Below are 11,508 nucleotides of genomic sequence, written 5' to 3'. Positions count from 1 at the left end.
AGCTCGGCCACCGGCTCGCGGGGCGGCGGCACGGCGACACCGCGCCGGCCACCGACCACGGCACCCTGCGGGACGTCGCCGAACACCGCCGACGGCGTGCCCGGGATCGGCACCGGCGCGCCCGGACGGGTCATCAGGCAGCGCAGCGCGACGGCGATCCGGCGCAGCTTCGGCACGGTGGCGCGGCCGGCGAAGACGTCGTGGCCCTGCGCCTCGACCGCGTCGAGGATGCCGCCGTACAGCCGGAAGGCGGCTCGCATGCACGCCTGCGAGCTGGGCACCAGCATCTGGATGCCCGGCGCGGCCGCGATGTAGTGGGCGCGGGCGCGCTGCACCTCGAACGCGACCAGGCTCTTGATCTTCTCGCTGCTGTGCCGCTCGCGGGCGGCCTGCTCCAGGTCCTCGCGGGTGACCCCGAACCGGCGCAGGTCCTCGGCCGGCAGATAGATCCGGCCGCGCTCCAGGTCCTCGGCCACGTCCCGGATGAAGTTGGTGAGCTGGAACGCGAGGCCGAGCTGGCGGGCCGGCTCATAGGCGGCGGCGCGGTCGCTCGACTCGAGGATCGGCAGCATCATCGTGCCGATGACGGCCGCCGAGCCCTCCATGTAGTCCAGCAGGTCGTCATAGGTCTCGTAGTCGGTGACGGTCAGATCCATCGCCATGCTGTCGAGGAACTTGCGGAAGTCCTCCAGGTCGATGTCGAACACCTGGATGGTGTGCAGCACCGCGGGCAGCAGCGGGTCACCGGTCGGCGCGCCGCCGAGGCCCTTCACGAACTCGGTGCTCCAGGCGGAGAGCTCCCTGGCCCGCTCGCGCGGGGTCAGCGCCTCGGTGCGGTCGACGATCTCGTCGGCGTATCGGGTGAACCCGTAGAGCGCGTGGACGTGCCGGCGCTTCCAGGCCGGCAGCAGGCGCGTGGCCAGGTAATACGTGCGGCCATGATGGCGGTGCAGCGCGCGGCACCGCTCATAGGCGGCGGTCAGGGACGCTGACTCCATGCTGGCCTCCGATTAAAACGACGCACCAATCGACGCAAGTTCGAGCCTACGCTACGCTTCCGTCATGCGGGTAGTGAAAGGACCGACCGATCGGGTGGTCGTCGTCGGCGCGGGGCTGGGCGGCCTCGCCGCGGCGATCCGGCTCGCCGCCGCGGGGCGCGAGGTCACCGTCCTGGAACGCGAGGACTACCCGGGCGGCAGGGCCGGGAAACTGAGCATCGACGGCTTCGAGTTCGACACGGGCCCGACCGTGCTGACGATGCCGTCGCTGCTGGAGGACCTGGTCGGCACCGTCGGCGAGGACCTCGCGGACTGGCTGCCGATGACCCGGCTCGACCCGGCCTACCGGGCGCACTTCCCCGACGGCTCGACGCTCGACGTCATCGCGGACACCGCGCGGATGGCCGGCGAGGTCGCCAGGGTCTGCGGGTCCCGCGAGGCCGACGGTTACCTGCGCTTCGTGGACGACGCGCGGGAGCTGTGGCGGCTGGAGCGCGACGACTTCATCGACCGCAACCTCGACCGCCCGCAGGACCTCGTCACCGCCAACCTGTGGCGGCTGATCGCCCGCGGCGGCTTCGGCCGGCTCCAGTCGAAGGTCGACAGCTACTTCAAGGACCCGCGCACCAGGCGGATCTTCTCCTTCCAGGCGATGTATGCGGGGGTCGCCCCGCACCAGGCCCTGGCCCTGTATGCGGTGATCGCCTACCTCGACTCCGTCGCGGGGGTCTACTTCCCCAAGGGTGGCATCCACGCGGTCTCGCGCGCCCTCGCCGACGTCGCGACCAAGCACGGCGTGACCATCCACTACGGCACCACCGTCGCGTCGGTCCCGGTCGTCGCGGGCCGGGCCACCGGTGTCGTGTGCACCGACGGCCGCCGGTTCGCCGCCGACGCCGTCGTGCTCAACCCCGACCTGCCGGTGGCCTACCGGGACCTGCTGCCGCCCACCCGGTGGCGCAACCCGTTGCTGGGCAAGCTGCGATACTCGCCGTCGTGCGTGGTGCTGCACGTGGGGTCGCGGCAGGCGTATGGGGCGATCGCCCACCACAACATCCACTTCGGCCGGGCCTGGCGGGAGACCTTCGACGAGGTCATCAACCAGGGCCGGCTGATGAGCGACCCGTCCATCCTGGTCACCAACCCCACGCACACCGACCCCTCGCTCGCCCCGAACGGCCGGCAGACCTACTACGTGCTCGCACCGACGCCCAACCTCACCGCACCGCTGCTGGACTGGCGGGGGTCGCTCGCGGGGACGTACCGCAGCGAAATCATCGACACGCTCGAACAGCGCGGCTATGTCGGATTCGGCGACGGCATCGAGGTGTCCCGCTTCATCACCCCGGCCGACTGGGCAGATCAGGGGATGGCGGAGGGCACGCCGTTCGCGTCCGCGCACACCCTGCGGCAGACCGGGCCCTTCCGACCCGGCAACCTCCACCCCACACTGTCCAATGTGGTCTTCGTCGGATCGGGGACCCAGCCGGGTGTCGGCGTGCCGATGGTCCTGATTTCGGGTCGGCTGGCGGCGGAACGTATTACGGGAGTGGTGTCTTGACTCGTGAATCTCATCTCGTCGAGCTGGTCGATGCGTCCGGGGGCGCGGTCGGCTCCGCGACCGTCGACGAGGCGCACCGGGAGCCGGGCCTGCTGCACCGCGCCTTCTCCGTGCTGCTCGTGGACGGCGACGGGCGGATGCTGCTGCAGCAGCGGGCGCCCGTGAAGACCCGGTTCGCGTTGCGCTGGGCCAACTCGTGCTGCGGCCACCCCGCCCCCGGCGAGACGGTCACGTCCGCCGCGGCCCGGCGGCTGGTGGAGGAGCTGGGCGTGGCCGGCGTGCCGCTGCGCGAGGTCGGCGTGTATGTCTACCAGGCCTCCGACCCGGACAGCGGGCGGGTCGAGCACGAATACGACCACGTCCTCGTCGGGTCCTACTCGGGCGCCTTCTCGGCCGACCCCGCGGAGGTCACCGCCGTCGAGTGGGTCACGCCCGACAGCCTCGCGGCGCAGATGGCGCGCTTCCCCGACCTGTACGCACCATGGCTGGCCGGGGTCGTGTCGGCCTGGCGGGGCTCCACGGCATGACGGCCGCGGCGGCGTATTCGGCGGGCGCGGTGGCCCGGCGGCTCGGCGTCGCCGTGACCACGCTGCGGACGTGGCACCAGCGGTACGGGATGGGGCCGTCGCTGCACGAGCCCGGGCACCATCGCCGGTACACCGAGCAGGACATCGAACGGCTCGAGATGATGCAGCGACTCATCGTCCAAGGGGTGGCTCCGCACGAGGCCGCGCGGTGGGCGTTGCGCGCTCCGTCCTCATCAGGTGCCGGATCTGGTTCCTCGCCCAGTATCGCTTCCCCGGACCATGCCGCCGCCGCGCGTGGACTGCACCGGGCCGCGCTGCGGCTCGACGCGCCGGCCGTCCGGCAGCGGGTCGCCGCGGCCGTCAACGACCTCGGCGTCGTCGTCGCCTGGGACCGGGTGCTCCGGCCGGTGCTCGCGGCCATCGGCGAGCGGCACGCGGCCACCGGCGCCCTCGTCGAGGTCGAGCACCTGGTGTCCGGGTGCGTCTCGGCCGTCTTCGGCGCGGTGCCGCGCCCCGACCCGACCGTCCCGGCGCGGATCCTCCTCGCCTGCGCCGACGAGGAGCAGCACAGCCTTCCCCTCGAGGCGCTCGGCGCGGGCCTCGCCGCCTCTGGCGTGGCGACCCGCATGCTCGGCGCCCGGGTCCCGCCGACGGCCCTCGCGACCGCCATCCGCCGGACCGGCCCGGCGGCCGTGCTCATCTGGTCGCAGCTGCACACGACCGGCGACCCCGCGCAGCTCTCGGTGGTGCTCAATGCGCCGTGGCGGCCGCTCGTCGTCGCCGTCGGCGGCCCCGGCTGGGACCTCACGGACCTGCCGGAAGGGATCTCGGCGCCGTCCTCGCTGACCGAGGCGCTGGTGCTTCTCACCTCCGCGGTAGGTTGACTTTCACCTTCCTCCATCTGTGTAAAAGTCCCTTGTGCAGGTACTCCCGGGTTCGTGCCATGGCCTGAACGCGGGAGGTCGCCGGGTGCGTCTTGTCATTAGCGTGTGCTCTCGCCACCGTGCTGACCACCGACCCCCGGAGCTGATGATGACCCGCACCCGCGTCGCCCTAGGAGCGCTGATGAGCGCTGCCCTCCTGGCCCTTGCCGGCTGCGGCACCACCGGCGCCAACGGTGCCCCGGCGGCGTCGTGGCACGGTCCTGGCTCCGCCTCTGCCGGCGCGGAGTCCTCGGACGGCGGGACCCAGGCACGGCCGATCTCCGACTCGACCGCCCAGCCGGCCGTCGGCAGGCCGTCCACCTCGGCATCCGCCTCCCCGTCGGCCTCGGCCTCGGCCTCGGCGTCGCCGTCCGCGTCCTCCGCCGCCCCTTCCGACGGCATCATGCGGCACACCGACGGCGCCGGGGTCGCGCTGACCTTCGACGACGGCCCGAGCGCCGACACCCCGAAGCTGCTCGCCATGCTGCGGGAGCACAACATCAAGGCCACGTTCTGCGTGGTCGGCGTCGCCGTCCAGGAGTTCCCGCAGTACCTGCAGGAGATCGTCAAGGACGGGCACACCCTGTGCAACCACACCTGGAAGCACGACGACAAGCTCGGCAAGAAGTCCGCCGACACCATCCGCGCCGACCTCCAGCGCACCAACGACGAGATCCTGAAGGTCGTCCCCGGCGCGCAGATCAAATACTTCCGCCACCCGGGCGGCAACTTCACCCCCACGGCGGTGCGGGTCGCATCCGAGCTGGGCATGGTCTCGCTGGGCTGGACCGTCGACCCCTCCGACTGGAACGTCAAGAAGTGGTCCGGCGCCCAGATGACCCAGCACATCGTCACCACCGTGAGGAACAACACGAAGCCCGGCGCCGTCATCCTTTCCCACGACGGCGGCGGCGACCGCAGCGCCACACTCGCCGCCTACAAGACCCTCCTGCCGGAGCTCAAGCAGCAATACTCCCTGGTCGCACTACCTGTCTGAGCGCGCGACCACGCCACGATGGATACCCATTTGGTTTTCGCGGAAGGGGTCACGTATGCTCTGAAAGCCTCCGGCGGGGCCGGATGGGAGCAACACCGCACAAGTCGTAGAGTATGCGATGATTGCGGGGCCGCCCTCATCGTCTAGCGGCCCAGGACGCCGCCCTTTCAAGGCGGTAGCACGGGTTCGAATCCCGTTGGGGGTACTGGTTAGGCCGGGTTCGCCCGGAGCAACTGAAGAGCAAGGTCCTGTGGAGCAGTTGGAGTGCTCGCCGCCCTGTCAAGGCGGAGGTCGCGGGTTCAAGTCCCGTCAGGACCGCAAGGCCCATCTTGGGCAGGTAGCTCAGTCGGTACGAGCGTCCGCCTGAAAAGCGGAAGGTCGGCGGTTCGACCCCGCCCCTGCCCACAAAGCTCTTCGCCGGGCTTTCAAGACCCCGACCAGCGGAAACGCAGGTCGGGGTCTTTGCATGCCACCCGTCAACCAGCGCGCAACGCACCCGCCGAGAGTGGACCGGGCCTCGGTCGGCCTCTCGCATCCTCCTTGTCGCCTGCGACAAGGCAGGGCAATGGGATGCCTGGTATCGAGAGGCGATACCGCTGGCGGAGCAGCGTTACGAGATCTACCTGAAAGAGCGGGCGCAGGAAGAGGGGGACCAGCGATGAACAGCTACGTGCGCTGGAGCGACATCCGAGCCGAGCTCGTGGAGCAGGCGGGCGGCCTGACCCAGCAGGTCGCGGACCGCATGGGGGTCGCCGAGGGACGGATCTCCCAGAGGTTCTCGCCCGCTACGCGGTTGCCCTGGGTGGCCGCCTCCACCAGGCCATCTATTTCGACGACGGCGACATCACCGCCATCGCCTGATCACAGCGGCGAGTAGCAGCGGTCGCGAACAGGCCCGCCGTACGTTTCCGCACGGCGGGCCCGGAAGGTTCCTACTTGCCTGCTGTCGCCTTGACCGTCCGCAGGCCGGGCACCTGGGTGGTCCGGCCCTCGGGGCTGCCCTTCGGGGCGACCGTCTGGGCGCGCAGCGCGTTCTTGCCGCCGCCCGTGGAGATGTTCGGGGTCAGCGACGTGTAGTCGTACTGGCCCTGCACGCTGATCGCGTTGCCGAACGGTGCGATGAGCGCGTCCGGCATGACGTCGTTCCCGCCCAGGATGACGCAGCCGAAGATGCTGCCGGCGCCCTCGGACAGGTAGTCACGGACCGGCCCGTACAGCTGACCAGGGTCGGTGAGCAGCAACGGGCCGCTGGCCGCGCCGATCATCGCACCGCCGGTGAGGGCGTCCTGCCAGCCCTGGTTAGTCGAGGCGGCCACGTTCGTCGGCGCCGCGAAGAAGAACTTCGCCACGCCGAGTGCGGTGTCCATCTCGTTGTCGCCGACGAGCGGGAAGTAGAACCAGTTGTCGCCCCAGCTGTCGATCTGGCCGTCGTAGTACGCGTTGATGAGGGCGTCGTCGCCGGGGGAGCCGGCGGTCACGATCGCCGTGCCGCCGTTGGCGTAGTCCGGGTTGAGGCCGTTGAGGTACTCCGCGGAGCTGGCCGGCATGCCCTCGCCGTCGGTGAGGACGATGACGGTGCCAGGGTTCGCGCCCGCGGCGGCACCCGCGGCGAGTGCGTCGTAGTAGTTGGCGCCGGTGGTCACGATCGCGATGCCGGGCTTCGCGCCGCCGGTGATCTCGTTGTCGATCGCCAGCGCGGTCTCGTAGTGGGTGTCCCCCGCGAGCCGGTTCACGGTGTAGCCCAGGCTTTCCAGCTGGTTCTGCATGCCCTGCGGCATCACGTCGGTACCGCCGAGCAGATGGATCTTGCCGGAGGTGCCGAGCACCCGCTTGATCTCCGCGAGAACCCGCAGCTCGACCGTGTCGTCGGGCGCGGTGATCAGCAGTGGCGCCGACTCCTTGATGGCCAGCGCGGAGCCGACGAGCGCGTCGAGGTACGTGTCGCTGCGGGACAGCACCACGGCGCCCGCCGGCACGCGGCCCTGCGCGTCGCCGCCACTGCCGTGGTCGAGGTAGTTCCACTGCGACGCCGCGATGGCGGTCTCGGTGCCGTCGTCACCGGAGACCCGCTGGATGACGTTGCGGCGCACGGACTGCCACGACGGGTTGACCCCGTTGCTCTTGACCGTGGTGACGGCCTTGGTGGCCACGTTCACGGTCTTGATGGCGCCCGCGGAAAGGTAGGTCACCTTGGTACCGTCCGGCGAGAACGCCGGGTGGACACCGCCGTCGGTGGTCAGCTGGACCTTGTCGCCGCCGTTGATGTCGGCCGTCCAGAGGTTGTTGTCCTCGGCGACGTAGACGAACCTGTCGCCGCCCGGCGCGAAGTCCGGGAAGACGCCCTTGTCGACCAGCTTGACCGGCGCGGTGGGGTTCGCCGGATTGTGCTTGTAGATCGACGTGAACCCGGTCGCCGGCGAGTGCCGCTGGAAGATGATCTCGTTCCGGTCGGAGACCGTGGGATGGTCGTCCTCGAACGCGTTCGCCGGGTTCTCACCGAGCGGCGCCTCGTAGAAGGTACCGTCGCTGGACGTCGACCAGAGCTGGCCTGCGCGGCTGAAGTAGACCCGCTGGCCGTATGCGCTCCAGTCCGGGTTGTTGGCCGCGCCGTCCTCTTGCCTGGTGAGCTGCAGCGCGGCGCCCCCGTTCTGCCGGACGGTCCGGATGGTCCCGTCCAGCGACGTGTACGCGTAACGACTGCCGTCCGGCGACCAGGCGCCACCGGTGGTGGAGTTCGCGCCCGAGGCGATCTGGGTGACACCCGTGCCGTCCTCGTTGGCCGTGAAGGTCCCGGCGCTCGTGGTGTAGGTGATCTTTCCGACCGCGCCCTGATGGGACGCGTTGGCCGCGGTGGCGGCCCCGGCTACCAGCGCGAGGGTCACGCCCCCGAGCACGAGCCGACGTGCATGAACACGTGACAAAGTTGATCCTCCCCGTAAAGGATGCAAATGGACACCGCCCGCAGCCAGGTGGCAGCGCGGCGTCCGGCGGGGAGTTTAGTGATCGGGGTCGCTCTCCGCTGACCCTCTGAGGGCCGCTTCCGCATCGCGTTGTGACTGTGCGTGGTGGCGTGGCGACGGGGCCGGGAAAGTGTCGGACCCTGGTCGTAGCGTGCGGGCATGAGCGAATTCGACTGGGACTTCGACGACCATCCGGCCCGCGGCACCGACGTGCGGCGACGCCTGATGCTCGACCACCGCAGCTATGACGTGACCGCTTTCGACGACGGTTCCGGTGTCGTCGGGCTGCGTCTGGTCGGATGGGACTCCGGCTATGTGTTCACCGAGCTGGTGGCCGAGCTGCCGACCGGCGACGCGAGCGACGTCGGGCAGCTGCTCGCGTCGGCGCTCGCCGGGTTCCGTGGCGGCGGCCCGCCACCGGGCCCACCTCCGCCGGGCGCCGGACCTTCGGACGGATGGCCACCCGATGATCGGCGCCCTCGCGATCAGCGACCCGCGGCGCCGAGGTCCGGCCGGCCGTGGGAGCCCGCGGACCTCGACCTGCTGATCCGCCGCTTCCGCGAGGGCGCCACCATCAAGACCCTGACCGTTGAGCTGGGACGGACGGACGGCGCGATCCGCCAGCGCCTGCAGGCTCTCGGTGAGGCCCGCACCCCACTGCCGGATAGTCCATCGCCCACCGGTCCCATGGCTCAGAGCGCGTCCTTGGAGCCGGTCCGCCCGCCGGTCCGCCCGCCGGTCGCTGGTCCGGTCGTGGGCCCGGTGAAATCGTCGGAGGCGGCGATGACGGACTGACCGGGTTGCCGGCTGGTTCACCGCCTCGTTTCGTGGTGAGCCAGCCGAGCACCGCTTTCAGCGACCATCGCCGTCCGCCTGAGCGCCCAGCCGTCCTCGCCGGCAGCGCGTGGCGGCGGCCATCGACCCCGAGGTGAGCTTCTGGACCAAGACCTGTCCCCGGACCGAACCCAGCCCACCGGCCGCCGGGCTCGGCGTGCGAACCGCCGGGCTCGGCGTGCGAATTGAAGCCAGCACGCGGGATACGGCTGACGTGCATGTCACCTGGGTTCGGACGGACGCGCGCGTTGAGGTCAGCACGCGGGCGGGGGTCGACGTGCGGGTTGGAGGCAGCACGCGGGCTGGGATCGACGTGCGGGTCGAGGTCAGCGCGTGGGTTGAGGCCGACGCGCGGGCGACGATCGGCATGCGGACCGAGGCTCACGTATGGGTCGAGGTCGGCACGTGACCCGGGGCCGACGCGGTAGGCAGGCTCGGATCGCCGGCCGGGCTCGAATGCTGGGCCCAGATCAGGAGGTGGGCCCGCGTCGGCGTATGTGCGGGAGCCGGTGTTGGATCGCAGGCCGGAATCCGCCGGCTGGTCGAGATCAGCATGCGGGCCGGACTCGGTACGCGGGCCGAGGTCGCCGCCGGAGCCTCCATCGCCGCGTGGGCCTCCGTCGGCATGCGGACTGCGTTCGGCACGCGAGCCCAGATCGGCACGCGAGCCCAGATCGGCACGCGAGCCCAGGTCAGCACGCGAGCCCAGGTCAGCACGCGAGCCCAGATCGGCACGCGAGCCCAGATCGGCACGCGAGCCCAGGTCAGCACGCGAGCCCAGGTCAGCACGCGAGCCCAGATCGGCGGACGAGCTGAAGTCGACATGCGAGCCCAGGCCGGCGGACGAGCTGAAATCGACATGCGAGCCGAGGTCGGCACAGGAGCCTTCACCGGCGTGCGGGCCGCAGTCGACATGCAGGCAATGGCTGGCACGCGAGCCTTCACTGGCACATGAGCCGAGATCGGCGAGCGGACTGAGGTCAGCGAGAGGGCCACCGAAATGCGGGCTGATGGCGGCACCGGAGCCTCCATCGGCGCGGGAGCCGAGGTCCGCGCGGGAGCCGAGGTCTCCGCGGAAGCCGCCGTCGACATGCCGGACGGCGCCGGTGTCATCGTCAGTGCGTGGGCGGGAACCGGCATTCGGGATGCGCTCGGCGCGTTGGTTGATGGCGCGGAGGCTGAGGCCGGTGTGTGGGTCCAGGTTGGCGCCGGAGGAGTGGAGGGTGAGGCCTGGCAGGCGTTGGGGCAGGCGGGCGTACGCGCGGAGAGTCCCATCGGCGGCCCGCCGGAAAGCGCACGGCACCGGCTGGTCGCAGGCGGCGCAGCGGGCGCTGGTGGCGGACTCGACGTGGACGGCGACGGCGCGGTTCGCGGCGGTGATCCTGTCCGCGGCGAGCTGCGAGTAGTGCAGTGTGCTCACGTAAGGGAACCTCCCCCGGCGACCGCCCGAGGCGCATGCACCGGCAGAAGTTGGTCGTCACCCGCGGCGGCGAGACCGCTGGTGGTGGCATCCGAAGACAGAACGTCACGTGGCATCAATGGCGCGGCCCCTCGGTGAGATCGAGAAAGGGGGCGGGCGCCCGGGGTCGCCAAGGCCAGTTGGCTAGGCGAGCGCCCGCCCGTTCACCCGACCGCGCGGACCCCTCAGTCGACGCACGGTCAGGGGTTCGGGCGCTGCGACGCTCGGTAACGACGTATGCACAACTATGCTGCACTCACTGCGATTCTGCAAGTGCGAAATTGCTTTAGGCAGCGCCGCGGCGGCGGAGCGTAGCTACGGCAGAGCCGGCAAGGGTCATCAGGCAGTCCGGCAGCTTGCCGTCGACCAGGGCGACCGTGAAGAGCGCGGTGCCGCTGGGGATGTCCTCGTTGGCGTAGGCGCTGACGAAGCGGGCGACCCAGCGCTTGTCGTAGTTGGCGTCGTCGATGTCTGGGAACTCCAGGCGCCATGGGCCGCGGGCGAGGTTCTCGCCGACCATCTCGCCGGCGAGGCGCCATGCGACGTCGTAGGCGGCGCTCATTCCGCGCCGGTCGACGACCGCGTCGAAGGTGTGGACCACACCTTCGCCGTCGCCCGCCAAGGCGGACTCCAGGACCATGGCGGCGTCCTGGTAGGTCTCGTCTCCGGCCTCATCCACGCCGACACCGTATGCGGCACAGTCAAGCCGTGGGTGCGGAACCGCCGACTACGACCCGCCAGCCGAGCGGCGGAGTGCGCAGGTCAGCCGGGCGGTGCAGATGCGGTCGCCGGATTCGTCGGTGATGACGATCTCGTACGAGGCGATCATCCCGCCCAGGCGGAGCGGGGTGGCGACGCCGGTGATGAGGCCGGAGCGGACGCCCTTGTGGTGGGTGGCGTTGACCTCGACGCCGACCGCGATGCCGTTGAACAGGCGGGCCGCGTGCATGGCCGCGCCGATCGAGCCGAGGGTCTCGGCGAGGACCACCGAGGCGCCGCCGTGCAGCAGACCGTACGGCTGGGTGTTGCCGACCACCGGCATGGTGGCGACGACCCGTTCCGGGGCCGCTTCCAGCAGATTGATGCCCATCCGGTCGGCCAGGGCGCCCTGCATCGACATGCCGTCGGGCAGGACATCACTCTCGGTGACGCCAGTGTCCTCCATGCCGCTAGAGATTACCGGGTGGTACGCCCGCGGCCGCCACCTCCCCACTTAAGTCCTCGGCCAGACCGCGCTATGGTGCGCACG

The 11,508-nt window shown here is 70.7% G+C and carries 10 protein-coding genes, 3 tRNA genes and 3 pseudogenes; 12 read left to right on the top strand and 4 right to left on the bottom strand.

Annotation, left to right across the window (positions count from 1 at the left end; all coding sequences use genetic code 11):
- Positions 1-98 precede the first annotated feature (98 nt).
- A pseudogene (locus tag ACZ6TV_RS01270) lies at positions 99-998 on the bottom strand (phytoene/squalene synthase family protein); the annotation flags it as partial.
- Positions 999-1,062: 64 nt separating this feature from the next.
- On the opposite strand from ACZ6TV_RS01270, the gene crtI reads away from it, so the two are divergent.
- The 9 genes and pseudogenes from crtI to ACZ6TV_RS01225 all read left to right on the top strand — a co-directional run bounded on the left by crtI (position 1,063) and on the right by ACZ6TV_RS01225 (position 5,867).
- Positions 1,063-2,559: a phytoene desaturase family protein gene (gene crtI / locus ACZ6TV_RS01265; protein WP_465294048.1), complete on the top strand. Its 1,497-nt coding sequence runs from the start codon at positions 1,063-1,065 to the stop codon at positions 2,557-2,559.
- Complete coding sequence (idi, locus tag ACZ6TV_RS01260; RefSeq protein WP_465294046.1) at positions 2,556-3,086, top strand: isopentenyl-diphosphate Delta-isomerase; 531 nt, start codon at positions 2,556-2,558, stop codon at positions 3,084-3,086. Before crtI ends, idi begins: the two co-directional genes overlap by 4 nt.
- A complete protein-coding gene (locus ACZ6TV_RS01255; RefSeq protein ID WP_465294044.1) occupies positions 3,083-3,970 on the top strand; it encodes a MerR family transcriptional regulator in 888 nt (295 codons plus the stop codon). Before idi ends, ACZ6TV_RS01255 begins: the two co-directional genes overlap by 4 nt.
- Before the next feature lie 181 nt (positions 3,971-4,151).
- Entirely contained in the window at positions 4,152-5,006 is an 855-nt protein-coding gene (locus tag ACZ6TV_RS01250; RefSeq protein ID WP_465294042.1) for a polysaccharide deacetylase family protein, read from the top strand.
- A 132-nt stretch (positions 5,007-5,138) separates the two neighbouring features.
- Positions 5,139-5,211, top strand: a tRNA-Glu gene (locus tag ACZ6TV_RS01245).
- 39 nt (positions 5,212-5,250) lie between these two features.
- A tRNA-Asp gene (locus tag ACZ6TV_RS01240) sits at positions 5,251-5,324 on the top strand.
- 13 nt (positions 5,325-5,337) lie between these two features.
- A tRNA-Phe gene (locus tag ACZ6TV_RS01235) sits at positions 5,338-5,411 on the top strand.
- Positions 5,412-5,539: 128 nt separating this feature from the next.
- Positions 5,540-5,668 (top strand): annotated as a pseudogene (locus ACZ6TV_RS01230) (type II toxin-antitoxin system RelE/ParE family toxin); the annotation flags it as partial.
- Positions 5,665-5,867: pseudogene (locus ACZ6TV_RS01225) on the top strand (hypothetical protein). The pseudogenes ACZ6TV_RS01230 and ACZ6TV_RS01225, both read left to right, overlap by 4 nt.
- Before the next feature lie 71 nt (positions 5,868-5,938).
- On the opposite strand, the gene ACZ6TV_RS01220 reads toward ACZ6TV_RS01225, so the two are convergent.
- A complete protein-coding gene (locus ACZ6TV_RS01220) occupies positions 5,939-7,888 on the bottom strand; it encodes a cell wall-binding repeat-containing protein (protein ID WP_465294040.1) in 1,950 nt (649 codons plus the stop codon).
- Between the two features lie 237 nt (positions 7,889-8,125).
- Between ACZ6TV_RS01220 and ACZ6TV_RS01215 the strand changes: the two genes are divergently transcribed.
- The 3 genes from ACZ6TV_RS01215 to ACZ6TV_RS01205 all read left to right on the top strand — a co-directional run bounded on the left by ACZ6TV_RS01215 (position 8,126) and on the right by ACZ6TV_RS01205 (position 9,755).
- The gene (locus tag ACZ6TV_RS01215; RefSeq protein ID WP_465294038.1) at positions 8,126-8,761 is read left to right on the top strand and encodes a hypothetical protein; all 636 of its coding nucleotides are present in this window, start codon (positions 8,126-8,128) and stop codon (positions 8,759-8,761) included.
- Between the two features lie 133 nt (positions 8,762-8,894).
- Entirely contained in the window at positions 8,895-9,209 is a 315-nt protein-coding gene (locus ACZ6TV_RS01210) for a hypothetical protein (protein ID WP_465294036.1), read from the top strand.
- A 144-nt stretch (positions 9,210-9,353) separates the two neighbouring features.
- Positions 9,354-9,755, top strand: coding sequence for a hypothetical protein (locus tag ACZ6TV_RS01205; RefSeq protein WP_465294034.1), 402 nt, complete (start codon positions 9,354-9,356; stop codon positions 9,753-9,755).
- Positions 9,756-10,545: 790 nt separating this feature from the next.
- On the opposite strand, the gene ACZ6TV_RS01200 is transcribed toward ACZ6TV_RS01205, so the two are convergent.
- Both ACZ6TV_RS01200 and ACZ6TV_RS01195 read right to left on the bottom strand, forming a co-directional pair.
- Positions 10,546-10,938, bottom strand: coding sequence for a hypothetical protein (locus tag ACZ6TV_RS01200; RefSeq protein ID WP_465294032.1), 393 nt, complete (start codon positions 10,936-10,938; stop codon positions 10,546-10,548).
- A gap of 48 nt (positions 10,939-10,986) precedes the next feature.
- A complete protein-coding gene (locus ACZ6TV_RS01195; RefSeq protein WP_465294030.1) occupies positions 10,987-11,424 on the bottom strand; it encodes a hotdog fold thioesterase in 438 nt (145 codons plus the stop codon).
- Positions 11,425-11,508: the final 84 nt, after the last annotated feature.

It is taken from the genome of Dactylosporangium sp. NPDC051087 (assembly GCF_055586325.1).
This window is presented reverse-complemented; position numbering and strand designations above follow the sequence as displayed.

Excerpts from the sequence above, each read along its gene's own strand:
- crtI (WP_465294048.1), top strand. The coding sequence starts at position 1,063 with ATGCGGGTAGTGAAAGGACCGACCGATCGGGTGGTCGTCGTCGGCGCG.
- ACZ6TV_RS01255 (WP_465294044.1), top strand. The coding sequence starts at position 3,083 with ATGACGGCCGCGGCGGCGTATTCGGCGGGCGCGGTGGCCCGGCGGCTC.
- ACZ6TV_RS01250 (WP_465294042.1), top strand. The coding sequence starts at position 4,152 with ATGAGCGCTGCCCTCCTGGCCCTTGCCGGCTGCGGCACCACCGGCGCC.
- ACZ6TV_RS01215 (WP_465294038.1), top strand. The coding sequence starts at position 8,126 with ATGAGCGAATTCGACTGGGACTTCGACGACCATCCGGCCCGCGGCACC.
- ACZ6TV_RS01205 (WP_465294034.1), top strand. The coding sequence starts at position 9,354 with ATGCGGGCCGGACTCGGTACGCGGGCCGAGGTCGCCGCCGGAGCCTCC.
- ACZ6TV_RS01195 (WP_465294030.1), bottom strand. The coding sequence starts at position 11,424 with ATGGAGGACACTGGCGTCACCGAGAGTGATGTCCTGCCCGACGGCATG.